Annotated in this window: 23 protein-coding genes; 4 read left to right on the top strand and 19 right to left on the bottom strand. The window is 44.8% G+C overall.

Annotation, left to right across the window (positions count from 1 at the left end; all coding sequences use genetic code 11):
• Positions 1 to 67: 67 nt before the first annotated feature.
• The 11 genes from D1970_RS11955 to D1970_RS12005 form a co-directional block, all read right to left on the bottom strand.
• On the bottom strand, positions 68 to 1,348 hold the full coding sequence (locus tag D1970_RS11955) for a M48 family metallopeptidase (RefSeq protein WP_119113102.1): 1,281 nt from the start codon (positions 1,346 to 1,348) through the stop codon (positions 68 to 70).
• A gap of 101 nt (positions 1,349 to 1,449) precedes the next feature.
• Positions 1,450 to 1,743: a branched-chain amino acid transport AzlD family protein gene (locus tag D1970_RS11960; RefSeq protein WP_374978553.1), complete on the bottom strand. Its 294-nt coding sequence runs from the start codon at positions 1,741 to 1,743 to the stop codon at positions 1,450 to 1,452.
• A gap of 1 nt (position 1,744) precedes the next feature.
• The gene (locus tag D1970_RS11965; RefSeq protein ID WP_119113104.1) at positions 1,745 to 2,476 is read right to left on the bottom strand and encodes an AzlC family ABC transporter permease; all 732 of its coding nucleotides are present in this window, start codon (positions 2,474 to 2,476) and stop codon (positions 1,745 to 1,747) included.
• Positions 2,477 to 2,595: 119 nt separating this feature from the next.
• On the bottom strand, positions 2,596 to 3,372 hold the full coding sequence (locus D1970_RS11970; protein ID WP_119113105.1) for an enoyl-CoA hydratase-related protein: 777 nt from the start codon (positions 3,370 to 3,372) through the stop codon (positions 2,596 to 2,598).
• 115 nt (positions 3,373 to 3,487) lie between these two features.
• The gene (locus D1970_RS11975) at positions 3,488 to 5,032 is read right to left on the bottom strand and encodes a fatty acid--CoA ligase family protein (RefSeq protein WP_119113106.1); all 1,545 of its coding nucleotides are present in this window, start codon (positions 5,030 to 5,032) and stop codon (positions 3,488 to 3,490) included.
• Between the two features lie 127 nt (positions 5,033 to 5,159).
• Positions 5,160 to 6,107, bottom strand: coding sequence for a carbamate kinase (gene arcC, locus D1970_RS11980; protein WP_119113107.1), 948 nt, complete (start codon positions 6,105 to 6,107; stop codon positions 5,160 to 5,162).
• A 15-nt stretch (positions 6,108 to 6,122) separates the two neighbouring features.
• A complete protein-coding gene (gene arcD, locus D1970_RS11985) occupies positions 6,123 to 7,520 on the bottom strand; it encodes an arginine-ornithine antiporter (RefSeq protein ID WP_119113108.1) in 1,398 nt (465 codons plus the stop codon).
• Positions 7,521 to 7,629: 109 nt separating this feature from the next.
• A complete protein-coding gene (gene argF / locus D1970_RS11990) occupies positions 7,630 to 8,622 on the bottom strand; it encodes an ornithine carbamoyltransferase (RefSeq protein WP_119113109.1) in 993 nt (330 codons plus the stop codon).
• A gap of 39 nt (positions 8,623 to 8,661) precedes the next feature.
• On the bottom strand, positions 8,662 to 9,891 hold the full coding sequence (arcA, locus tag D1970_RS11995) for an arginine deiminase (protein ID WP_119113110.1): 1,230 nt from the start codon (positions 9,889 to 9,891) through the stop codon (positions 8,662 to 8,664).
• 234 nt (positions 9,892 to 10,125) lie between these two features.
• Positions 10,126 to 11,115, bottom strand: coding sequence for a lipoate--protein ligase (gene lplA, locus D1970_RS12000; RefSeq protein ID WP_119113111.1), 990 nt, complete (start codon positions 11,113 to 11,115; stop codon positions 10,126 to 10,128).
• 16 nt (positions 11,116 to 11,131) lie between these two features.
• Positions 11,132 to 11,866: an MBL fold metallo-hydrolase gene (locus D1970_RS12005; protein WP_119113112.1), complete on the bottom strand. Its 735-nt coding sequence runs from the start codon at positions 11,864 to 11,866 to the stop codon at positions 11,132 to 11,134.
• Between the two features lie 171 nt (positions 11,867 to 12,037).
• Between D1970_RS12005 and yhfH the strand changes: the two genes are divergently transcribed.
• On the top strand, positions 12,038 to 12,166 hold the full coding sequence (gene yhfH, locus D1970_RS12010; RefSeq protein WP_119113113.1) for a protein YhfH: 129 nt from the start codon (positions 12,038 to 12,040) through the stop codon (positions 12,164 to 12,166).
• Positions 12,167 to 12,292: 126 nt separating this feature from the next.
• Here yhfH and D1970_RS12015 read toward each other — a convergent pair whose 3' ends face one another.
• The 5 genes from D1970_RS12015 to hemE all read right to left on the bottom strand — a co-directional run bounded on the left by D1970_RS12015 (position 12,293) and on the right by hemE (position 19,104).
• Complete coding sequence (locus tag D1970_RS12015) at positions 12,293 to 14,707, bottom strand: YhgE/Pip domain-containing protein (protein WP_119113114.1); 2,415 nt, start codon at positions 14,705 to 14,707, stop codon at positions 12,293 to 12,295.
• A gap of 73 nt (positions 14,708 to 14,780) precedes the next feature.
• On the bottom strand, positions 14,781 to 15,353 hold the full coding sequence (locus tag D1970_RS12020) for a TetR/AcrR family transcriptional regulator (RefSeq protein WP_181213318.1): 573 nt from the start codon (positions 15,351 to 15,353) through the stop codon (positions 14,781 to 14,783).
• Positions 15,354 to 15,573: 220 nt separating this feature from the next.
• Complete coding sequence (gene hemY / locus D1970_RS12025; RefSeq protein WP_119113212.1) at positions 15,574 to 16,995, bottom strand: protoporphyrinogen oxidase; 1,422 nt, start codon at positions 16,993 to 16,995, stop codon at positions 15,574 to 15,576.
• Positions 16,996 to 17,020: 25 nt separating this feature from the next.
• Positions 17,021 to 17,959 carry a ferrochelatase gene (hemH, locus tag D1970_RS12030; RefSeq protein ID WP_119113116.1) on the bottom strand — a complete coding sequence of 313 codons (939 nt, stop codon included), beginning with the start codon at positions 17,957 to 17,959 and terminating at the stop codon, positions 17,021 to 17,023.
• 98 nt (positions 17,960 to 18,057) lie between these two features.
• Positions 18,058 to 19,104, bottom strand: a complete 1,047-nt coding sequence (hemE, locus tag D1970_RS12035) for a uroporphyrinogen decarboxylase (RefSeq protein WP_119113117.1) — start codon at positions 19,102 to 19,104, stop codon at positions 18,058 to 18,060.
• A gap of 260 nt (positions 19,105 to 19,364) precedes the next feature.
• Between hemE and D1970_RS12040 the strand changes: the two genes are divergently transcribed.
• Positions 19,365 to 19,880, top strand: a complete 516-nt coding sequence (locus D1970_RS12040; protein WP_119113213.1) for an antibiotic biosynthesis monooxygenase family protein — start codon at positions 19,365 to 19,367, stop codon at positions 19,878 to 19,880.
• Between the two features lie 195 nt (positions 19,881 to 20,075).
• Here the strand turns inward: D1970_RS12040 and D1970_RS12045 are convergent, their stop codons facing one another.
• Positions 20,076 to 20,516, bottom strand: a complete 441-nt coding sequence (locus D1970_RS12045) for a phosphatase PAP2 family protein (RefSeq protein WP_119113118.1) — start codon at positions 20,514 to 20,516, stop codon at positions 20,076 to 20,078.
• A gap of 139 nt (positions 20,517 to 20,655) precedes the next feature.
• Between D1970_RS12045 and D1970_RS12050 the strand changes: the two genes are divergently transcribed.
• On the top strand, positions 20,656 to 21,867 hold the full coding sequence (locus D1970_RS12050) for an amidohydrolase (RefSeq protein WP_119113119.1): 1,212 nt from the start codon (positions 20,656 to 20,658) through the stop codon (positions 21,865 to 21,867).
• Positions 21,868 to 21,900: 33 nt separating this feature from the next.
• On the opposite strand, the gene D1970_RS12055 is transcribed toward D1970_RS12050, so the two are convergent.
• Entirely contained in the window at positions 21,901 to 23,112 is a 1,212-nt protein-coding gene (locus D1970_RS12055) for an ABC transporter permease (RefSeq protein ID WP_119113120.1), read from the bottom strand.
• On the bottom strand, positions 23,105 to 23,845 hold the full coding sequence (locus tag D1970_RS12060) for an ABC transporter ATP-binding protein (RefSeq protein ID WP_119113121.1): 741 nt from the start codon (positions 23,843 to 23,845) through the stop codon (positions 23,105 to 23,107). Before D1970_RS12060 ends, D1970_RS12055 begins: the two co-directional genes overlap by 8 nt.
• 719 nt (positions 23,846 to 24,564) lie before the next feature.
• On the opposite strand from D1970_RS12060, the gene D1970_RS12065 reads away from it, so the two are divergent.
• Complete coding sequence (locus D1970_RS12065) at positions 24,565 to 24,984, top strand: HIT family protein (RefSeq protein WP_119113122.1); 420 nt, start codon at positions 24,565 to 24,567, stop codon at positions 24,982 to 24,984.
• Positions 24,985 to 25,062 lie beyond the last annotated feature (78 nt).

Here is a 25,062-nt window from a genome sequence, read left to right on the forward strand (position 1 = left end):
CATAGTAATGCTCCGGGTTTAAAAGGGTTTATATCCGAAACGAAAAAAAGCCCTTGTTACGGGCTTTTTAATCCGTATTTTTATTTCTTTGTTCAACCTCATAATCTTCCAGCCTCGATATCCGCTCAAGCATCGTAGGGTGACCGTAACGAAAAATCTTCACAAGGAGCGGAGGATTTACTTGGCTCAAGCCCGCTTTCGTGAGGGTTTGAAAAGAACCGATGGCGTCATCTGTATTCCCCGTCATTTCTATGGCATAGCGGTCTGCCCTGGTTTCCTGGTACCGTGATACAAAATTGCTCGCAGGACTTGAAATAAACATAAGCATTGAAAGAATCATCAGCAGAAGCGGTACAGAACGAATGTCGCCAACATCGTCCACTTTCAGCTCTTTTCCCCAACGCCTGATTGCCCAGGCCATCATTCTTGATGTCAGCCACAATCCGAACAATGACAATATCAGATAACCGGCAATTCCGATATAAATATGCTTTTCAACATAATGGGCCATTTCATGGGCCATTATGAAAAGGATTTCACCGTCACTCAGCCTGTTTAAGGTCGTATCCCAAAGAACGATGCGCGAGTTTCCGCCAATCCCTGTCACATAAGCGTTTAAGGCATTCGTTTTTTCAGCCATGTTCACTTCAAAAACATGATTAGCCGGGATGTCTGCCTTTCCGGCAAGATCAAGGATCTTTGCTTCAAGCTCTTTGTTCTTCAATGGAGAAAAGTCATTATAGAGCGGGTCGATTACAACAGGCTGGACGAACATGATAAACAGCGTGAATGGTATGGACAAAAGCCATGCCAAAAGCCACCAATATTTGCGGCTCCGCTGAATCAGCCAGTACAGGACGGAAATCGTGATCAGCAGTGTCACAAAGTTCACCCAGAAACCAATCAGTTCATCCTTCATCCAGGAAGGAAAGGATTGGGTCGATATGTTGTATGTCTTGGAGAAATTGTAGCTGATATAGCTAAGCGGAAAAGTCGCTGCATAGGAAAATAGGGACAGCCAGAAGATATAGACCCCATTTTGCAGGAGCTTATGTTGAAACGTATCTTTCCCCCATTTTTTAAACGCACCTGACAGCCCGACAAGCAAGACTAAAAAATAGAACAGCCATTCATACGGGGTGGAAAGGAAAAACAGCAGATTCCTTATTTTCGAGTATTCTTCACTAAGCATATATTCCCGGGGATTCAAAAACGTTGCAGGATCAGCCCTTGAACCCTGGAACTCAAACGGCAGGCTTGTATCAGCTAAATAAAAAAGATACCAATAAGCCAAAAAACCGAAAACGATATAAGCAAGAATTCCATAGAAGCCCATTTTCCGCGCCAAAAGCCATCACCCTTTCGTACAACCTCTACAAGTAGTGTAGTCGGTCTCCCTTCAAATTAGAACAAGTTATTGCCCCTCTCATGAAGGACAGCCAAGGCGCACTAGAAAAAATATGAGTATGCACTAAGGACAGTGATTGCCCCGATCACGACAAGAATGACATTAGCACCCAGGAATGCACAGCCAAAAGCAGCAGCCGCACCGACAGCACCGTATATCATATCCTCCTGGATAAAAAATACTGCTGGAAAAATGAGGGCGCCCAGGGTGGCATAAGGAACATTTTTTAGTACCCCTTGGACAAATGGAGGCAGCTCCTTTCCCCTGAACATGACAAACGGGAGCATACGCGGAATATAGGTCACAACAGCCATCGCAGCAATCAAAACGACCATCTCAGTTTTCAGCCTGATTCACCTTCCTTTTTCTCCCCATTATCTCTATCCATTCAACAAGGACTGCCGACAAAAGAGTGGCTGCAACAATTGCCCAGCCTGTCGGCATAAGTTTCCCAAGCATAAAGGTAGAATTAAAGCATGCCGCAAGCACCGCGAGGAACACGACCTTCCTGCTTTTTTTCATGGAGGGAACGAGGAGCCCTGCAAACATGGCATAAAGTGCTATCGACATGCTGTCCTGCAAAACCTGCGGCAATCCTGCCCCCATAAGGAAGCCTATTCCGGAGTTGATCACCCAGCTCGCATAAGAAATAAAAACGAGTCCTAGCATGTACCAAACCGTTACGGGTTCTTCCCGGGTTGCTGCCACCGAAAAGGTTTCATCGGTGATTCCAAAAGCATAGAACATTTTTCCAAAGACGCTGTCCCCGGATGCTTTTTCATTGAGTGAAGCCGACATTAGAAAATGGCGGATGTTTACAATGAATGTAGTCAGGACAATCTCAAACGTACCAGTTCCAGCTGCCAGAAGGCTAAGGGATATGTATTGCGCCGCTCCTGCGAAAACAAGCAGGCTCATTAACACCGTTTCGCTAAGAGTCAGTCCCGTCGTCTTGGCAATCAATCCGAATGTCAGGGCAACAGGCAAATAGCCAATGCATATGCTCATGCCTGATTGAAGGCCTTTTTTGAATTCCACTGCTTTCCTGGCTGTAATATTGCTCTCCATCGCCCTCCCCCTTTTACCAAAAATAGGAATTATCTAAAATACAAAAATAAAAGAATAAGAAAAAAGTGCATGAAAAATATCATGTACTTTTTTCTATTATCAGAGTGATTATGTATCTCTTATTTCCCTTTAAAGTGAGGCTTTCGTTTTTCGCTGAAGGCAGCTAGAGCCTCCAGCCTGTCTTCGGTTGGAATAGTTACCTCGTAGGCTTTTCGTTCGAGCTGCAAACCTGTCTGCAAATCCACATTCATTCCCTGCTTCACTGCAAATTTCGCCTGAATGAGAGCTACAGGCCCATTGGCTAGCATACTGCCGGCAAGTTCTTCACAGGCTGGCAGGAGTCCTTCTGCTTCCGTTACTGAATTGACCAGATGAAGATCATAAGCCTCCTGCGCGGTCAGTTTCCTTGCTGTCAAAATCAGTTCAAGTGCTTTTGCTTGGCCAATCAGCCTCGGCAGCCGCTGTGTCCCTCCAGCACCCGGTATGATTGCAAGCCCGGTTTCTGTCAACCCCATCAAGGCATTCCTGGATGCCAACCTGAAGTCACACGCAAGGGCAAGCTCCATTCCCCCTCCAAAAGCAAACCCGTTAATGGCTGCTATAGTAGGCTGCGGGAGCTGGTCAATGCTCGTGAATACATCCCCTATTTTGTAGAGGTTCCGCTTTACTTCTTCATCCGACAGTGTCTTTCTTTCCTTAAGATCCGCTCCGACGCTGAACGCCTTTTCTCCCATTCCTGTAAAAATGACAGCCCGGACTTCCCGGTCCGTGCGAATTTTCTCCACTGCCTGCTGCAGTTCGGACAATGTCTCATAATTAAAAGCATTCAGGCTGTCTGGCCTGTTAAGGGTTACCACACCGATATGTCCCCTTTGTTCATAAACAATATTGTTCACTTTGCCATCCTCCCCCTGTTGGTGTTACCTTTTCTCCATGAGAAAGAAAAAATCCTTCTCATGAAAGATGGTTACATGAAAAAAGGCAGGCCATTTCAGCCTGCCTCTTTAAGCTTCAGCTTTGCTGAAGTACTTGTTTCCTTAAAGCCCGACGCAAAATCTTGCCAGTTGTGTTTTTCGGAAGTTCCGCTAAAAACTCAATAGAATTCGGGACTTTATATTTTGCCAGATGCTCCCGGCAGTAGGAAATGAGGTCTTCCTCTGTCAAAGCAGGGTTTTTGCTGACAACAAAGCTTCTCACGGCTTCGCCAAAGTTCGGGTCGGGAACACCAAGCACTGCCACCTCCACGACATCGGGATGACTGTACAGCACTTCCTCCACTTCGCGGGGATATACATTGTATCCGCCGACAAGAATCAATTCCTTTTTGCGATCAACGATATAGAAATAGCCTTCCTCATCCATTCGGGCGAGGTCTCCTGTATACAGCCAGCCTTCCCTGATGGCCGCCGCCGTCTCTTCAGGCATTTTATAATAGCCTTTCATCACGTTCGGGCCGCGAACAATCAATTCGCCAACTTCACCTGGGGTCACCTCTTCCCCAAGCTCGCTGACAACCTTATTCTCAACATTGACGATTGACCTTCCGATCGAACCTGCTTTCCGCGGACGGTCCAGCGGGTTAAAGCATGTTACCGGAGAAGCTTCGGATAAACCGTAGCCTTCAGAGACGGCTACATTGAACTTCTTCTCAAAATTTTCGAGAAGGGCCACAGGAAGCGATGCTCCTCCTGAAATACAGAGCCTCAAAGATTTCATATCTTCCGCGTCTCCTTCAGGGTACTGATAAAGGAAGTTATACATCGTTGGGACTCCAGCAAATACTGTCGGCTCGTACTTTTTTGCAAGGCGAAAAATTTCCTTTGGGCTAAATCTCGGCACGATGAGCAATGTTCCGCCGTTCATTAACGGCGCATTCAGAACAACCGTTAGGCAAAAGACATGGAACATTGGAAGCGCAGTGACCACCCTGTCATCCTCATTGATTTTTAAATAGTCCGCCACATCCTGCGCGTTACTGAACAGATTGCGGTGTGTAAGCATAGCCCCTTTTGGTTTCCCGGTTGTCCCTGATGTATAAAGGATGATAGCCGTATCATCCTCCCCTAGATCAGGGCCTTCATAGTTGGGGCTTCCGATTGAAACGACATCAGCAAACGCTTTCATTTTATCTGTCATTCCGCCGGCATTGCTTCCGCCGCCTTGGCCGGATTCACAGATGATAAATTGCTGTACTTCCGGCAAGTGTTTCTGCATCTTTTCTGCAAGAGGCATCATCAAGTCCAGACAGACGACCGCTTTTACATCTCCATTTAGGAGGATAAAGCTGATTTCATCTTCTGTATAAACCGGATTGATTGGTATGACTGTAGCTCCGAGGCGCAATGCCCCATACAAGCTGATGATAAAGTGCGGCGAATTCCCCAGCAGTACTGCAATGTGATCGCCTTTTTTTATACCTAACTGCTCCAGACCCGATGCAAAGCGTGTAACGGCTGCATCCAATTCAGCATATGTACTCGCCTGATCCATGAAATAGTAGGCAGGCTTTCCCCCAAGCCTTCCCGCAATATTATGAAGCTGTACTGATATATTCATTTCCCCATCTCCCGCTTAGTGAAATTGCTCACCAAATTGTAAATAATTTTCTAAATATAATTATATTGAAAGAAAATTACGGATTCAAGGGAAATGTCTTTCTTTTCTTAAAAGTCAATCAATTTATTTATTCTCCTGCAATAACTGTACCTGTTTTTCCGGCGATGGCATCGTATGCATGTTCAAGCGAAGTGATATACGATTTTCGTCCGGTTCCGGATTCAGCGAACTGAATAGCAGCCTGTACTTTTGGAAGCATGCTTCCAGGGGCGAACTGGCCTTCTTCAATGTATTGGTTGGCTTCTGCCAAAGACAGGTTTTCAAGGTTCTTTTGTTCGGGCTTGCCAAAGTTTATGGCAACATTTTCAACGGCTGTCAGAACAAGAAATGCGTCGGCATCAACCAATTCAGCAAGCTTTTCAGAAGCGAAATCTTTATCAATTACCGCTTCAATGCCAATCAGTCTGGAGTTATCCTTTGATACAGGAATCCCTCCTCCGCCGCTTGCAATGACGATGTTTCCGCTTTGAATCAAGTCAACGATGGCCTTTTTTTCAATGATGTCCAACGGTTTTGGCGATGGGACAACCCGGCGATAACCCCGGCCTGCATCCTCTTTCATCTTATAACCTTTCGTCTTCGCGAGCTGGTCTGCCTCTTCTTGGGTATAAAAAGAGCCGATTGGTTTTGTCGGATTTTCAAAAGCAGGATCATTTTCATCAACCAATACCTGTGTGACCAACGTTACGGCATTCTTATCTATACCTTCATCATGAAAAACTTCGTATAGGGCGTTTTGCAGCCAATAGCCAATCATTCCCTGGCTCATGGCTCCGCAGGTATCAAGCGGCATGGCCGGCAGTTTATCGCTTTGGTTCATCTGCTGCTGCAGGACAATGTTCCCAACCTGCGGACCATTCCCGTGGGCAATGACTAATTTATGCCCTTCCTTAATTAGTTTTACCAGCTGTTTAGCTGTATTGTAGCATGCCAATTTCTGCTCCTCGGCTGTAGCACCGTTCCCTGTCTGGATGGCGTTTCCGCCGAGAGCCACAACAATCGTTTTTGCCATAATTACTCCTCCTGATGTCTAAATGCTGATTTTTCCTGTTGCTAACATGAAGATGGCGATGACACCAAAGACCACGAACAGCCCCGCCCAGACAAGTTCGAATGGTTTAAACGCTTTTTTTCCATTTTCCTTTTGCGCATATCGGTAGACAAAAATCCCCAGCGCATACAGTACAGCCGTCAATACAAGGTAGTCGATGCCTGCTGCATACAGAAGCCATGCACCATATACACTTGCTACTATGCCGATGCCCATCTGCTTTGTCTCTTTTTTCTCCATACTGTATTTCACTTGATACAATGCTGAGAAAAGATATGGAACGAGAATCGCTGAGCTTGCGAGCGAAAAAGCAAAATTATACGGTTTATCGGAAAACAGGAACGTGAGCAGGAAAATCTGGATCAGCACATTTGTGACAATCAAGGAATTAACAGGTGCCTTGTTCTTGTTTTCTTTAGCAAAATACTTTGGAAGAACGCCATCCAATGCCGCCAAATACGGAAGTTCGGAAGCAAGCAGCGTCCAGCCGAGCCATGCTCCAAGGACCGAAATGATAAGGCCGAGGTTTACAAAAGTGGCGCCCCATGGACCGACAACGCTTTCAAGTACATAAGCCATGGAAGGGCTCTTTAAATCAGCCAGTTCCGACCTTGACATGATTCCCGTGGATAAAAGGGAAATCATGATATAGATTAGCAATGTTGAGACAAGGCCAATAATGGTGGCTTTTCCTACATCTTTTTTGTGTTCAGCACGGCTTGAAAGGACAACCGCACCTTCAATACCAATGAAAACCCACAGTGTAACAAGCATTGTGCTTTTCGTCTGACCCATTACATCTGCCAGGTTAAAGTCCCCGCCCCAAAAGTCCATATTAAATTGGTCAATGTTAAAAGCGAAGATTCCAATGATAATGAAGAGAAAAATCGGGACGAGTTTCGCAATCGTAACGACAGTATTGACCAATGCCGCAGACTGGACCCCTCCGAGTATCAGGAATACAACGGCCCAAAGAAGTAAAGAAGACCCAATGATAGAGGCTAGGTTTTGGCCGTCGAACACAGGCAGGAAATAGCCAATTGAACTAAAAAGAAGGGTTGCGTAGGCAACATTGCCCAGCCATGCAGAGAGCCAGTACCCCCACGCGGAGTTAAATCCCCAGTAATCGCCGAAACCTGCTTTTGCATAACTGAACACTCCGCCTTCCAAATCCGGCCGTTTGTTCGTCAGGTTCTGGAAGCAAAATCCAAGGCAAATCATTCCGATTCCTGTAATTAGCCAGCCGATGATAATCGCCCCTGTACTCGCACCAGTTGCCATATCTGTAGCGATGTTAAAAGCTCCGCCGCCGATCATTGATCCTACAACAAGGGCAATAAGGGCAAAAAGCCCAAGCTTTTTCTCATTTTCAGCCATTTAATAAACACCCACTTTCAATAAAAAATGAATTTTATGCCGCGGCCCGCATTCGGCCTGGATACCCTTAAACGGGTATCCTACCGGTTCTGCGGTTGTTCTTCTGTGATTAGGAGAGAGTTGCTGCCATAACTGCTTTGATGGTATGCATGCGGTTCTCTGCCTCATCGAAAACGACACTGTTTTTCGATTGGAACACTTCATCAGTGACTTCCATCGCCTCAAGCCCGAACTTTTGTTTGATTTCCCTTCCAACCTCTGTATCCTGGTCATGGAAAGCAGGAAGGCAATGCATGAAGAGCGTATGGTCTTTACCTGTCATATTCATCATTTGCTGGTTAACCTGATATTTCTCCAGTAAATCGATGCGCTCCTTGTACTGGTCCTCTTCACCCATGGATACCCAGACATCTGTATAAATCACGTCAACATCCTTAACGCCTTCCTCGATGCTGTCAGTGATGGTAATCTTGGCACCAGTCTCTTTTGCCACACCTTGTGCGTAGGCAACGAGTTCTTCGTTCGGGAAAAGCTCCTTTGGTGCAATGGCACGGAAGTCAAGACCCATTTTGGCTGAGCCAATCAAGAGTGAGTTCCCCATATTGTTCCTTGCATCGCCAACATAAGCGAACTTAACACCTTTAAGGTATCCCAATTTTTCTTTGATTGTCATAAAGTCAGCAAGGATTTGCGTTGGGTGGAACATGTCCGTCAACCCGTTCCATACCGGGACACCTGAATACTTGGCCAATTCTTCCACTGTCTCATGCTTGAATCCGCGGAACTCAATACCATCAAACATACGGCCAAGGACAATCGCCGTATCCCTGTTTGACTCTTTCTTTCCAAACTGGATGTCTCCCCTTCCCAGGTACTCAGGGTGAGCGCCGAGATCGATACATGCTACTGTGAATGCACAGCGCGTACGAGTGGATGGCTTTTCAAACAACAGTGCAATGTTTTTGCCTTCAAGCATCTTATGAGGAACACCCGCATATTTCAGCCGTTTAAATTCAATTGACTGGTTGATTAAAAAATCTATTTCCTGCGGCGTAAAATCTTTCAATGTCAAAAAGTGTCTGCCTTTTAAGTTAAATCCCATTGTAAGCCCTCCTAAATTAGGTTAGTCCAGATGCAGGTATTAAAGATCCTCGCGGTAAAGCGGCATGCTCATACAGCGCGGGCCACCACGGCCGCGAGCCAATTCACTGCTTAGTACTTCAATAACTTCCACACCATGCGAACGCAATAATTCATTCGAAACATAATTTCGGTCATAAGTGATGACAACACCTGGAGAAACAGCCAGGGTGTTGCTGCCATCATTCCACTGCTCACGGGCAGCTGCGATATCGTCTCCGCCACCGCATGGAATCAGCGTTACTTCATTCAAATTAAGGACTTCTTTCAACGTATCAACAATATTGGCACGGCGGGAGATTTTAAGGTCTTCATCTTCCCCTCTTTCAAGGATGAAAATGTTCATTTCCCCTCCTGGTCCAAGAATTGCCGGGTGGACAGTGAATTTATCACGGTCAACCATTGTAAATACAGTATCAAGATGCATGAATGCCCTTGTTTTAGGTATTTCAACAGCCATGACTTTTTGGTAATTCTCATTTTTTGCAAACAGCTTCTGGGCCAGATTTTCGATTGCCTGGGCTGTTGACCTGGCGCTGATTCCGATCGCAACAACTTCGCTGCTTAATACGAGCTCATCCCCGCCCTCGATTGAATAGGCACCTCCGCGGTCAAACCACAGCGGAATATCATGTGGAGAGAAGCGTGGATGGTACTGCATGATGTATTTCATGAACAAAGATTCCCTTCCCCTTGCCGTCCTGTTCATACGGTTCAGTGAAACGCCGTTGCCGATGACCGCAGCCGGGTCTCTTGTGAAGTATAAATTTGGCATTGGGAACAAGTAAAAAGGATCCTGGTTTTCGATAAATTCATGCAAATGCCTTTTTGATTTATGCGGAAGCTCGTTTTTCTGCATCCCTTCCATCATTTTGTTGACAAGCTGATCTTTTGGAAGGCTCGTCAAAAACTCCCTGATTACCTCAAGAGAAGAACTTTCGCCAACCTTGCTTTCACTTAGAAATTCATCAATCAGGCTTAAACGAATCTCGTCGTTTAAAATTGACTCTGCTAAAAGGGTATCTAGATAAACAACTTCAACTCCCTGGTTGCGGAGAGATGTAGCAAAGTAATCATGTTCTTTTTGAATCGCAGGCAAGAAAGGAATGTCGTCAAACAAGAGCGTTTCCAAATAGTCCGGTGTCAGGTTTTCCAATTCTCTTCCTGGACGCTTCAGAAGGACAGTTTTCAGCTCCCCGATTTCCGATGTCACATTTAACGGGTATCTCACACGGTTCACTCCTTTGGATGATAAGTACAGTGATCTTTAATCAGTTCAAGCCAACCATGATGATCATGGTCAACCGATTTTCCTGACTGAAAGACCTGTTCGTTATTTTTTAACACTTTCAGTTTTTTATTCCCTAATTTGGACAAGGTAAAATCAGAGTGGGAATTTCCAAAAAAAAAAAGCCGATCTCATAAGAGACCCGCTTGAAATTGCAGTTTCTTGGCTTTCTTTCGTTCAATAAAGTAAACGGATGAAATCCTCATTGGAAATGCTGCCGAAATAATGTTGGACATTCATCCCTTCCAAGGCAGTCTCCAATGTTGACTTTTCGTATTTCCTGCCTGTCAGGCGTTCTTCTATTTCGCTCACGTCCCCGACACCGAAAAAGTCTCCGTAAATTTTGCAGTTTTCGATGATCCCTTTACTTACTTCAAGCCGCACATCAATCCCTCCGACAGGAAAGCGGTGAGAATGCTGGATATTGAATTTTGGTGATTTGCCATAATTCCAATCCCAATTCTGATAACGCTGTTTTGAGAGTTCCATTATCTTTTTCCAGTCATCCTCTGACAAAATATATTGCGGAATTTCGTCCAAACCTGCAAAAATATTCTTTAGCAAAAGCAATCTGAAATCTTCTATCGATATTTTATCAGTCATAAACTCAGAAATATTAGCCACACGGCTTCTGATTGATTTAATGCCTTTTGACTCGATTTTATCCTTTTTCACCTTAAGAGCAGACACAACATTTTCCATTTCGGAATCAAATAGCAGGGTCCCATGACTGAACATTCTTCCTCTAGTAGAGAACTGGGCATTTCCAGATATCTTTTTTCCTCCTGCAAGTATGTCATTCCGTCCGCTTAGCTCTGCTTCTACCCCGATTTTTTTCAGTGCTGTGATGACAGGCTCGGTGAACTTTTTAAAATTGTGGAAGCTCTCGCCATCGTCCTTTGTAATGAAGCTGAAATTAAGATTCCCAAGGTCATGGTAGACGGCTCCACCGCCTGAAAGCCTTCTGACCACATGAATCCCGTTTTTCTCCACATAATCCGTATTGATTTCTTCAATCGTATTTTGGTTCTTCCCAATAATAATGGATGGTTCATTGATATAGAACAGCAGGTATGTTTCGTTCACATCAAGGTTTTTAAGTGCATATTCCTCGATGGCAAGGTTGATGTGCGGATCCGTAATTCCTTTATTATCGATAAACAGCATGGTCCTTATTCTCCTTTTAAATCGTAATCGTCAAACCCTCTTCTGCGAGCCTGATGGGGCCTGTGTATCTTTCTGAAGCTTCTTTCACAAGTTGTCCGAGTTCCCCGTAGTGCGGTAAATGTGTCAAGACTAGGCCCGATACATTTGCTGCTGTTGCGAGGGTTCCTCCATCAAAGCTGTTCATATGACCCGCTCCCTTTCCGTCACGATCGCCGTAAAAATTGCATTCGCAAAGCAATAAATCTGCATTTTTGGAAAAAGGGATGAACTCGTCCTTGAATGACGTATCCCCGGTAAAAACAAGGACTTTATCTCCTGCTTCAATTCTCATAGCAAAGCATGGGACTGGATGGGCAGTACGGAGGAAACGGATCGTAAAAGGGCCGATTTCAAGTGTCCCATCGGGATCATAGGCAATTCCTTTTGTAACCTTTTTATATGTAAGCTTGGAAAATTCCCGGTCATTCAATGAATGACCGTATATTGGCAATGTTGGAAGGTTTGTTCCTAAGAAGCCCTGAATCAGCCTGGCATGCTGAAGAACACCGATATCGGCAATATGGTCCGGATGATAATGAGACAGGATGACTGCATCCAAATCTTCCGGAGCAATAAAATTCTGCAGCTTTGACAGGACGGAGCTTCCGCAGTCAATCAGCAGACGAAAACCGTCATGCTCAAGGAGATAACCTGTGCTCGCTTCGTTCTTTTTTGGGTATCCTCCCCAGCATCCAACAATAGTTAGCTTCAAATTGCTCCCCTCTTTCATTGATTATGTTTTCACTATACTCCATTTTGCCCATTTTTTCACTTTCACACTTTTTTGTCTTGTAACACCATTGACAAGACAAACTCTGTTATAATACAATTCAAATAACGGATGGCCTGTATCACCACAACTTAAGCATAGGAGGTTGAAAACATGCTACAAAACGTCCTTGAATTTTTCCGTAACCTGCCTGCGAAAAGCTGTAAAGAATGCGGGGAGCCAATCAGTGAGCAGCATGAATGCTACGGCAATACGTGTGACAGCTGCCTTGATCCCCGTTAAAAGTAATCATTCATGAGTGTCAATGAGTCATGTATTCGGCTAAGCCGATTTTCATGTAAATCCCTTCCCTGCAGTTATGCATTGACTGCAATTAGAAAAGCCAGCCGATACCGGCTGGCTTCTTTTTTACTTATCGTTTACTGCTTTATAGTACGTACGCTTGTGCATGACCTTGAAATACAGGAGTGTACCAGCAGAGAGTGCTGCAATATAGCCTAGTAAAGTCCATGCATTCTGCCACATGAATCCAATATCACCGCTCGAAACAATTGCTTTAAATCCTGAAACAGAGTATGTCATCGGAAGCAATGGATTGAATACCTGCAGCCAACCTGGGATTAATTCCAGCGGGAATGTTCCTGCACTGGTTGTCAGCTGGAAAATCAAGATCAAGATGGCGATGAAACGCCCAGGATCTCCAAGCAAAGTGACCAGGAATTGAATCAATGCCAAAAATGTAAAGCTTGTTATAATTGTGAAAAGGATAAACAATGGAACATTATCAACTTCAAGTCCAAGCCCCAACAGGAGGATGGCATCTGCAAGAAGGGATTGAAGAATCCCTACCCCTGCTAGGACTGCAGTCTTACCAGTATACCAGCGGAAACCGCTGCCCGGAATGCCTGCAGGCTCTTTGAACGGGAATACAATTGAGATTAGCAGTGCGCCTACAAACAACCCAAGCGACAGGAAGTATGGGGCAAAACCCGTTCCGTAGTTCGGTACTTCGTTGATCTTTTCATTGTCTACTTTTACAGGATTAGCCATCATGTTGAAATTGTCTTTTCCTGCTTTTATGTCCGCTTTATCAGCACCTTCTTTCAGCTTGTCGGCCAGCTCGGCAGAACCGTCAGCCAGTTTGCCGTTACCGTCAGCTACTTTTCCGGCACCTTCTGAAAGTTTCCCAGCACCTGATTGCATCGCTTCTGACCCAGCTGCCAGCTGTCCTAAACCACCGACAAGTGTATTGGATCCACTTGCTAGCTGATCAGCACCAGATTTTGCTGTGCCAAACATCTCGCCGAAGGTGGACATCCCTGAATGGAACTGATTCTGTCCAGCAACAAGTTTACCCGAACCTTCTTGAAGCATAACACTTCCTTCAGCCAGCTGCCCGATTCCACCTTGCAGCTGCTTCTGGCCGTCATTAACAGTAGCAAGTCCGCCCGAAAGCTGTTCGGCTCCAGTTGCCAGCTTGTCTACACCGCCAGAAAGCTTGCCTGCTCCTTCGGAAAGCTCTCCTGCTCCAGCATAAAGTTTGTCTGCTCCTTTGGAAAGCCCTGCTGCTCCAACATAAAGCTTACCTGCTCCCTCGGATAGTCCCGAAGTGCCAACCTTTAATCCGTTGCTTCCAATGACCAATTCTCCCAATGCAGCTTTAAGAGCTTGTTTCTGCTCTGCAGGAATGGCTGGACTGTTAAGAAGCGGGGTCAACTGTTCATTCAATTGATTGATACCTGCATCAAGTTTCGCTGCTCCATCCCTAACAGGAATAGATTTGCTCTGCCATTCATTTAAGCCGCCTGCAAGAGTTGAAGCACCAGTGCTGAGTTGGGCGGTCCCACCCTGCAACTGGTCAGCTCCAGCCTTCAGCGTGTCTGCACCGGTTTTCAGTTCGCCTGCTCCACCCTGCAACTGGTCAGCCCCATCTTTCAGCTTTCCAGTACCGTTGACGAGTTCCGGCATTTTTCCGTTAACCTGTTGGAGGCCGTCTTTTGTTTTGCTGATTCCCTCATTCAGTCCTTGCTGTCCTGCCTGAAGGTCTCCTGATGCTGTTTGGAGCTTCTGCTCTCCTTCCTGCAGTTGGCCAAGTCCTCCAGCCAGCTTGGAGGCACCATTATTCAGTTCTTTCGTTCCCTGATAGGCTTTGTTCATGCCATCACTGAACTCGATGGACTTTCCGGCAAGCATCTCCAGATTATCATACAGCGCCTTTGAACCTTTTTTCAGCTCTCCGGCGCCGCCGTTAAGCTTGTCGGCTCCTTCATTGGCTTTACCAAGTCCGTCTGCCATCTCACCAACTTTGTCAAACATGGTTTCCGCATACGTCTCGGACACTTTCTCGGATAGAGATGCCTTAATTTTTTCGACTGCTGTACCCCCTATTTGTGAAGACAGGAAGTTGTAGCTTTCATTCGGCATATAAACGAGTTCCAATTTCTCTGGTTTTTCATCCAGAAGAGTTGTAGCGTTTTGTGAGAAGTCTTCTGGAATTTTAATTGTCATGTAATACTTTTGATTCTCCAGGCCGCGATCGCCTTCTTTTTCATCTACAAAGATAAAATTAAATTCTTTTCCTTCATCGAGTTTGTCAACAAGCTCGTTCCCAAGATCGATATCTTCGCCTTCCATTGAGGCCCCTTTATCCATATTTACTACCGCAACAGGCAGTTCATCGAGCCGGGCGTATGGATCCCAGAAAGCCCCGAGGAACATTCCAGTGTACAATACCGGAATGAACAGGACGGCAATAATAGGGATCAGAAGCTTCTTGTTCCGTAAAATTGACAAAGCCTCCTGTTTAAATAAACTACTTTTCATTGATGATAATCCCTCCAATAATAGTTGACCATTTTGATCATTTGGTCATTCTACTCTAAAAAAATGGGGCTATCTATACAGACAATCCCTTGAAAATATAAAGCTCAAAAAGCTTTAATATTTGTTCTTTATCGAGCGGCTTACGCTTTTTTTCCCAGTCAAAGATCAGGGAAATGTAAAGTTTCAGCATAATAAACGCTGTAAGTTCAGGATCGCACTCTTTAATTTCGCCTTTTCCGATAGCAGTCTTGACCTGTTCGGCAATATAATTCAAGATTGCATGCTCAAGCTTTTCCATTACATCAATGACTGCCAAGGTACCAATATCCTTTTCTTCCTGAAACAGCTTGATTGTCAGCTGATGCTCTTTTCGGAAGCGAAGAATGCTGTATAGCGTCCGATGAACATTTTCATAAAACGAAAGGGCAGGATCAATTGAAGCGTCTGCTGTCTCTTTCATTTCTTTGATGAGGCGGTGAATGATCTCATCGAACAATTCTTCCTTATTCTTAAAAAAAGTGTAAATTGTTCCTTTTCCTACGTTTGCCAGTTTCGCTACCTGGTCAATAGTCGTTGCTTTATAGCCAAACAGGGAAAATGACTTTGTTGCTGCATCAATAATCAGTTTCTTCCTGTCAACTACCAACGTCATCACCTCTTTTTCGATCATTTATGACCATATGAACAAAACGGTCATTTCGAACAATATTTACTTTACCACTTTAAACTTAGGTAATCAAGCATAAAAGCACAAAGTTTTTGTAAATAAATGGCGCAACCGCTTACATGGTAATAAACAGATTTTTTATCTCAAAATTGATAAAAAACCTGCCAGGGACATTTTCCCAGGCAGGCCATTTGTAAACTTATTGGAAATTGAGATAAGAAAGAATCTTTTTAACGGCAGTTTCCCCTTGATCGATACAATCAGGGATACCCAACCCCTCAAAAGAACTTCCAGCCATGTAAACTCCCGGAAGCTCTGCCTGAAGTCCGTCTTTTAACGCTTCGACACGCTGTTTATGTCCCACTGTATACTGTGGCATTGATTCCTTCCAGCGGGTAATGACGGTAAACTCCGGTTCGGCGGCAATATTCATTGTTTTTCTCAAATCTTCCAACACGACTTTCACAATTTCAGCATCAGGCTGATCCACAATTGCTTCATCACCCGCCCGGCCTACATAGCAGCGGAGCAAAGCTTTCCCTTTCGGAGTGGAATGCGCCCATTTTTTATGTGTCCATGTACAGGCCGTAATCACATAGTCGCTGTTCCTTGAGACGACAAATCCTGTCCCGTCAATATCTTCCTTGATCGCACTTTCCGGGAAAGCCATTGAAACTGTCGCCACTGATGTAGACGGCATGTTTTTGAAGCCTTCGAAAAGGTGCTCATGTTCCGGGAACATATGGAGCGCCGCTTCGTGCGGAGCAGTCATAACAATGCTGTCAGCCTCTAGCGTATCACCAGTGCTCAGCTTGAGTGCATAGCCGTTTTCGCTTTTCACTACTTTGTCAACACGGGTACTTTTCATGACAGAGCCATCCTCAAGTTTCGCTTCAATGGCTTCTGCCATTGACTGAAGGCCTGTTGAAATTCCTATGAAAATCCCTTTTTTCTTTGGAGCTCCAGCTCCAGGAGCTTTACGCGGAGGCGTCGTTTTCTTCATGCCTCGCACAAGGCTTCCATATTTCTGCTCCAAATGGTAAAACTGCGGGAATGTAGCCATTAAGCTAAGACGATCAATATCTCCTGCATATATTCCCGACAGCAATGGCTCAATCAAGTTTTCCACAACCTCATCACCAAGCCTGCGCCGGAAGAAGGTTCCCAAAGTCTGGTCCTCCTTCTTTTCAGAAGGAGGAAGGATAAAATCTCCCGCTGCGCGGAATTTACCCGGCCATGAAAATAATTTCGTTGTGATGAACGGGCCGATTTCCGTCGGAATACCCATGATAGATCCGCCTGGCATTGGATGAAGCCTGTCACGTACAAGGACATATGATTTACCCGAAGAATTATTGACAATCTTGTCGCCAAGGCCCACTTCCCTTGCAAGCCTTCCTGCGCTTTCTTTACGTTCAAGAAATGAATCGGGGCCACGTTCTATTACAAATCCATCTTTAACAACAGTTTGCATTTTACCGCCAATGCGGCGCGATGCTTCAACCAATTTGACCTCTAGGGGCAGTTTATGATCGCGAGCATGTTTCTGAAGGTAGTATGCTGCTGTCAGCCCGGTGATTCCGCCACCAATGATGACAACCTTTTTCTTAGTGTCCGCCACTTTCATCGCCTACTTTTCTTTGTGATTAACCTTTAAGCGACAGCTTTTTCAAGATAACTTCAGCCATCGCATCAATAAATTCTGGCTGTGCGTTCGGCATTTCAGGGCGGTAGTAGGAAGCCCCCACTTTGTCAGTAACGGTTTTGCATTCATAATCATTATCATAGAGGACCTCGAGATGGTCTGAGACAAAACCGGCCGGCACATAAACAAATGCTTTGCAGCCATGAGTTTCAAACAATTGTTGTGTTAAGTCCTGAACATCAGGGCCAAGCCACGGGTCAGGAGTGTTCCCTGCACTTTGCCACCCAACTTCATACTGATCAACCCCGGCTGCCTCAGCAATTAGTCGGGCTGTTTCCTTCAATTGCTGCGGATAAGGATCACCCATTTGAAGAATCTTTTCCGGAAGGCTGTGCGCCGAGACAATCAGCATGGCTTCTTGCCTTTCAGCTTCAGGCATGTGATTACAGGTTTCCCTCACCCTGTCTCCCCAGTACTTGATGAACTTCGGCTCATCGTACCAGCTTTCAACCGATATAATGTTAGGGCCGCCAAGCTTACCGGCTTCTTCCTTTGCCCTTCCGTTATATGATTTAACGCTGAATGTCGAGAAATGCGGAGCGAGCACAATACTTATGGCATCTTCAATTCCATCTTCATGCATCGCTTTTACAGCGTCTTCTACAAAAGGCTCGATGTGCTTGAGTCCAAGATACATTTTAAACTCGTACTCATCCTGGATGCTATTTAGATGGGCTTCGAGCTTTTCAGCCTGCTCAATTGTAATCCTGGCAAGCGGTGAAATACCTCCGATTGCTTCGTATCTTTGTGTCAAGTCTTCAAGCATTTCGGGAGAAGGTTTTCTTCCGCGCCTGATATGGGTATAGTATCTTTCAATATCTTCTTCTTTATATGGAGTACCATAGGCCATAACGAGCAGGCCTCTCTTTTTCTTTGCCATGATTGCACCTCTTTATACCATCGTTTTGCACTGGATTTGCTTTCTATATTCTCGCAAAAAACAGGACAATATGCCAATTTGAATATTCGTTTCTATATTTACCGACCAAGCCTGGAAGCGGAATATTCATGGATAAAGGAAGCAAGTCTTTTCAGTGTATCAGGGTTGACGGACGGAAATACGCCGTGCCCAAGATTGAAAATGTGGCCAGGCTGTTCGATCCCCTGATCGATGATAGCTCTCGCTCTCTCTTCAATCACTTCCCAAGGAGCAAGGAGGATTGCTGGATCGAGGTTTCCCTGGACCGTTTTATGAATACCCATTTGTCTCGCTTCGCTGATTTCTAAACGCCAGTCAAGGCCGACCACATCAAGCGGGAGATCGTTCCACTCGCGGGCAAGGTGGCTCGCTCCAACACCAAACATGATGAGCGGAACATTCTCTTCCTTAAGTTCCGTGAAAATCCTGTTCATTATAGGCTTGATGTAATGCCTGTAATCGTTGACGTTTAGTGCACCGACCCATGAGTCAAAGATTTGGATGGCTTTCGCACCCGCTTTAATCTGTGATTTCACGTATGTAATAATCATGTCTCCAAGCTTGTCCATCAGAGCAAACCATGCTTTAGGCTCTGCATACATAAAGGCTTTTGTTTTATTGTAGTTCTTTGAAGGGCCTCCCTCGATCATGTAGCTTGCAAGTGTAAATGGAGCGCCGGAAAATCCAATCAAAGGAACCGACAGCTGCTCCTCTGTTAAAAGCTTGATCGTATCAAGGACATACGGGATATCATTTTCAGGATGAATTTCTCCAAGCTTTTCCACGTCGGCTAGAGAACGGACAGGATTGGAGATAACCGGGCCAATTCCTGATTTGATTTCGACATCAACACCAAGCGCAGGAAGCGGGGTCATTATATCTTTATAAAGGATAGCCGCATCGACATTGTATTGTTCGACCGGAAGCCTTGTTACATAGGCGCAAAGCTCCGGCTGATGGGTAATTTCAAAAAGGGAGTATTTCTCCTTGATTTTACGGTACTCCGGCTGGGAGCGGCCTGCCTGGCGCATATACCATACCGGTGTATGCCCTGTCTTTTCTCCCCTTGCTGCTTTCAAAAATGTATCATTTATCACTTTCGACATTGATAAAGCTCCACCTTTCGTTCGTGTCTGCCTTCTATTGTAATATAAATAATATCCCATTAAAAATACCTAGTCTCGGCTATATACACTATAGCCTTTTTAACTTCAAGTTTCATAGCAGACCGCTCAAATGTCACAAAAATGACGTTTTTTATTTAACCGTCCATTTTACTGTATTTATTTGTCAGAGACATCTTGAAATGTTCCAACAACGGAGGTTAAGGGTATAATGGAGGAACCAAAAAGATGAGGTGATTCTTTTGAATATGTTCATTACTGCAGGCACTTTTGATTTCCTGCAAAAAATGAAGGACAGATATCCTTCGGAAAAGATGCTTCTCCTGTCGAGCGGCGAAGGAGCTTCTATTCTCCATGAAACAGAAGGAAAGACAGTGTTCAACGAACCAAGAAAATATGAGGTAATTGATACCGCAGGAACATTTGATGGAGCCGGATTTGCTGTCTTAAACAATATTCCTGTCAACGATGAAGGCAGGCCGTTGTTCGAATATCGCTTCCTCAACCGTCCAAGGATGATCGAGAAAGAGCCTGGTTTCGTCGCCATCCGGGTCTTGCGCCCATTATCCTCTAATACTTACGTCATCCTGACACTATGGGACAGTGAGCCCTCTTTTGAAAAATGGCAAGACTCCCAGGCGTACAAACACGGCCATAAAAAAAGCGGAACGGAAGAAGGAATTGACGCCAAGCCATCCATCTTTTCCGGACCCTCATATGTCTCTAAACACCACACCGTTCAGGGTGATCAGGATTAATGATTCAAAAAGCAGGCTGCCGAATTGAACTGCACCCCAATTGTTAGACACACATCTAACAATTGGAGGTGCAGTTTTTTTGCTTCAGTCATCTCGATGTCTCCTATTAAACATTTGGTTCATCCATGCCAAAGATTATGAAGTCTATCAACACCCTGTTTTCTTAATTCAATACAAAATGGTTAATCATATGTATCAGCTATGAGCGGGCCGCCTGTCCTTTATTTTTTCATATAGATAGATCCAGAGAATTGACCAAATGAAACCTGCGGCATATCCACCGGCTACATTGGATGGAAAGTGAACATTCAATGCAATGCGGCTTATCCCGAGCAGCAGGATAAGAACAGCAGTAGCCAATATCCCTGCCCGTTTGGAAAATGTGGCTTCCATCGGCCTTTTAATAAAATAGAAGGCCATCATAAACATAATGAGTCCTGCCATTGCATGGTCGCTTGGATAGCTCGACGTCTTTACTTCTACCAAATACTCGAACTCAGGTCTCGGCCTGCCATGCCATAATTTCATCCAAAGCAATCCTGTCGAAGGCAACCCCCTTGAGATAGCGTATGAAAAATAAAGATAAACAGCCAGCGCGATGATTGTCCAGCCTACGCGATTTTTATAAATTCTCATAATTAACTGCCCTCCCCTCTTTCTTTATCATTCCCCGCCAGTTTATAAACATTATCATATTAAAATTCGCGATCAAAACAGAAGAGTAATGTTATAATTGCTAAAAACATTCTAAATTTTCAGAAAGAGGTGGTTTTAATTGAAAGAATTCCTCTTTAATCGCCTGGATACTTACTTTAATGAGATGGTGGAAATCAGGCGATTTCTCCATCAGCATCCTGAGCTGTCTTTCAAGGAGACAAATACTGCCCGCTTCATTAAAGACTATTATGAAAAGCTTGGCTTAAAAGTGCAAAGCGATGTTGGCGGGAATGGCGTTATCGCCAGGATAATCGGCGGAAAGCCCGGCAGGACGGTTGCGCTAAGAGCTGACTTTGACGCGCTCCCCATCCAGGATGAAAAGGATGTGCCCTATCGCTCCCGGATTCCCGGAGTTATGCATGCGTGCGGGCATGACGGACATACAGCTCTGCTCCTTGTCCTTGCAAAAGCCCTCTACGGGATGAAAGAAAACCTTCACGGCACATATATCATGATTCACCAGCATGCCGAGGAATACGCTCCCGGTGGTGCTATTTCCATGATAGAAGCTGGCTGTCTTGAAGGAGTGGATGCCATTTTTGGTACACATCTATGGGCTACCGAACCGACTGGCACTATTCAATACAGAATCGGCCCGATCATGGCCGCTGCGGACCGCTTTGAAGTAACGATTCAAGGTAAAGGCGGTCACGGCGCACAGCCCCATAGGACGAAGGACGCCATCGTGGCAGCTTCACAGCTTGTCATGAACCTGCAGCAAATTGTCAGCCGAAGGGTCAATCCGGTAGAGCCTGCTGTTGTGACTGTTGGATCGTTTGTCGCAGACAATGCATTCAATGTGATAGCCGACAAGGCCAAACTCATCGGGACAGTAAGGACGTTCGGTGATGGCACCCGCCAATTGATAGCAGACGAAATTGAAAAGATAATCCAGGGCTCTTGCCTCACATCTGGCTGTACATATGAATACAGCTTTATTAAAGGCTATCCAGCGGTAGTCAACCATCCTGAAGAAACAACATTCCTGATTGAGTGCGCTTCGCAAGTGCCAGAGGTTAAGAAAGTGGAAGAATCAGAACTGCAAATGGGCGGAGAAGATTTTGCCCATTATCTGAAGCATGTGAAAGGAACATTTTTCTTTACCGGCGCCAAGACACCGGGAACTGCCGAGGTATATCCACACCATCACCCTAAATTCGATTTTGACGAAAACGCAATGCTGATTGCAGCAAAGACGCTTGGGACAGCAGCGTTGAATTTCCATTCACCGAAAACAGAAGAGCCAGCGGTACGCAACACACTGGCATAATAACAAACACCTCCGGAAACCCGGAGGTGTTTATTATATATTCCTTCTCTTTTTGCTGTAGATACGGACGAAATAAAGAGAAAACAGCAGCCCCGCTAAGGCTGTAAGAAGTGCGCTGTTATATTGCTGTTTGAGTATGAGCACAGCTGCAAAGACTGCAGTCTGAAGGAATAGTACCCCGGTAAAAAACGCGCTGAACGATTGTTCCCTTTGTCTATGGTCAACAGGATAAAGCTGCATCCAAAGCTTGTTTTCGTGGTGGCTCCATAACGGCTGGAGCTGAAAACCAGTCAAATATAAAAACAGCAAAGCGAGAATCATCTGTCCTGGCCCATATGTTAAATAATAAAGGGCAACCGCACCGATCAATGTCAGTCTTGTAAAAAGGCCAAAATAATCGCCAGACCGGAAAAACGTTTTCCCATAAATATGTGTATAGACTTTGTCCTGCCTGTATGGCAGACCTGAAAGAACCCAATCAAGCCACTTTCTTCGCTTCACTTTGTTTTTCAGCTGCGGTACGTCTGTAAATAAATTGGCCAGACGGTAAAATGCGGACATCCGCTTTTCTTCATGCTCAATCAAGAATTCCCATTTCAGGCCTTTATCCTTCGACTGCGAGCTGTAATACATATAAAGAAGGATCAGAATAACCGCGGGTAACACGACAATCACGGCGCTCGCACCGGAAAACAGCAAAAACATGAACACGAGATTGACAAAATACCTGACGAAGGAATCCCCTTTGTGGATGCCTGGCTCAATAAAATATTGCACTCTCCAACGGACCATCAGATTTATCGCTTTCAGGACAGCAAGTGCAATCAGGAAGATAAAATAGGAACGAAAACTGCCTTTTTCAGTCTGGACATACATTGGCATTGCGACCGCCAGCAGAACGACGAGCAGGTAAATCTGAAGAAAAAAGCTAAAGATGCCGGACTTTTTAAAATACGTTCCAAGCTTTGTTTCAAGCGGAAGCAAAAAGATTTTATCCGCTTCAGTCAAAAAAGTATGGATGGGACTATACGTAATGACAACGGAAAGGACGACGGCCATAATCAAAGCACCAGGGAACCCTTGCTCAAGCGTTTTGACCCATTCCTGGTAATAGAAACCGGCCGTACCAATCAGGAACAGGAACACAATGACCAGATGACCATTAAATATGTAGCGGAGATAGCGCCCCGTTTCCTTGATGAATTGTCCAAATCTTTCCTTCCATAATGCATCGGCATTAAACATGGTCTTCTTCCTTTGTCAGCTGGATATAAAGGTCGTCTAGTGTGGCGCCAGGCATGGAAAATTGCTCTCTTAGCTCTTCAAGTGTACCTTTTGCCCGCACCTTTCCTTCATGGAGAATGACAAAACGGTCGCAGTAGCGCTCAGCGGTCGCAAGTATATGCGTGGACATTAAAATACCTGCTCCACTTTCCTTCATCTTATCCATAAGGTCAAGCAGCGACTGGATGCCAAGCGGGTCAAGACCTACAAAAGGCTCATCGACAATATAAAGCGAAGGCTGGACAAGAAAAGCACACATGATCATAACCTTTTGCTTCATCCCTTTTGAAAAATGCGCTGGAAACCATTTCAGCCTTTTCTTCATCCTGAATTCTTCAAGCAGCTTTTCCACTCTTTCCTTGTAAACCGACTCTTCAAGGCCATAAGCCATTGCTGTGATTCTCAAATGCTCTTCCAAAGTCAGCTCTTCATAAAGGATAGGAGTTTCAGGAACAAATGTGAACTGTTTTCGATACTTCTCCCGATCCCCGCTGAAGGTCTGCCCGCCAATCATGATTTCTCCCTTGTGTGGTTCCATCAGGCCAATGACATGCTTGATGGTTGTACTTTTGCCAGCACCATTCAGACCAATTAAACCGACCATTTCATTTTCATTCACATCAAATGAGACATCCTTTAGGACAGGGTTCCTTGTGTAGCCGCCAGTGATATTTTTTATTTCCAATAAAGCCATGGGCAACGTCCTTCCAAGCTGATTTATGCTTTTATTTTAGCAAAACGAACCCAATATTGACAGGAGTACCCACTGAATTGGTGATGAAAGAAAACTTAAAAAGAAGTAATAAAAAATTTGAGGCTGGGCAATCTAATCTTTGAAGGGGAAACAGCTTACCAATCGGAATGAGGTGTCTGTTAAAGACAATTAATTCGATTTGCCCAGAAGCTTCAAACGCTCCTACAGGTGGTTTGATGCGCTGTATACTGTTATAGTGCATCGAGCCGTTCAGAACAGCACTCCACCAATCGAAATGAGGTGCTTGTCCAAGACTATCATCCGCTTTATAAGTTGTGAAACATATAAAGATGAATAGGAGATGGTCCGATTGAATAATTGTCCTTTTGAAAAATCATCCATTTTGTAGAAAATGAGGTGTTTATCAAAGGCATACCTGCTGTGAACGCATAAGAGCAAAAGCAAAGTTCCCCTTCAGGGACAGGACTCTACGATCCTGTCCCTTTCCGTTATGCGGAATTTCATAAGAATCCAGGATAATAAATCAAGGAAAAAAGAAAACAGCTATTTGCAAAAATAAAAAGGGATAAATCGATAATAAATTTTTTTAAATCACGCAGGGCTATTAGGATATATTGATTGACTCCTTCCCTCCCTTTTAATCCTTCCTGTTTTTGTGATAAAATACCAGAAACGGATTTGCCGAAAGGATGGTAATAATGGGAGACTGCATTTTCTGCAAGATTATCAATGGCGAGATTCCAGCGGCTAAAGTATACGAAGATGAACATGTCATTGCGTTCCTAGACATCAGCCAGGTGACAAAGGGCCACACGCTCGTCATCCCGAAAGTACATAAAGAAAATTTATATGAACTTGACGACGAAATTTCCCAGAACCTGTTCAAGCGGGTTCCGAAGATCGCCAACGCAATCAAGACCGCCTATGAACCGGCCGGGCTCAACCTCCTGAACAACAACGGAGAGCTTGCAGGCCAATCTGTGTTCCATTTCCATATGCACCTGATCCCGCGCTATGGCAAGGGTGATGGCTTTGGGGCTGTTTGGAAAGCGGACAACCATTCCTACACCGGGGAAGATTTAAAGAAAATCGCATCAGATATTGCTGAAAATCTCTGACTTCTGCATTTAGCGGAAGTTTTTTTACGATTATTTTTCAGAATAAATAGAAATCCGGTTAATAATCTGATAGCATGA

It is taken from the genome of Mesobacillus zeae (assembly GCF_003570705.1).
Taxonomy (GTDB): Bacteria; Bacillota; Bacilli; order Bacillales; family Cytobacillaceae; genus Mesobacillus_C; species Mesobacillus_C zeae.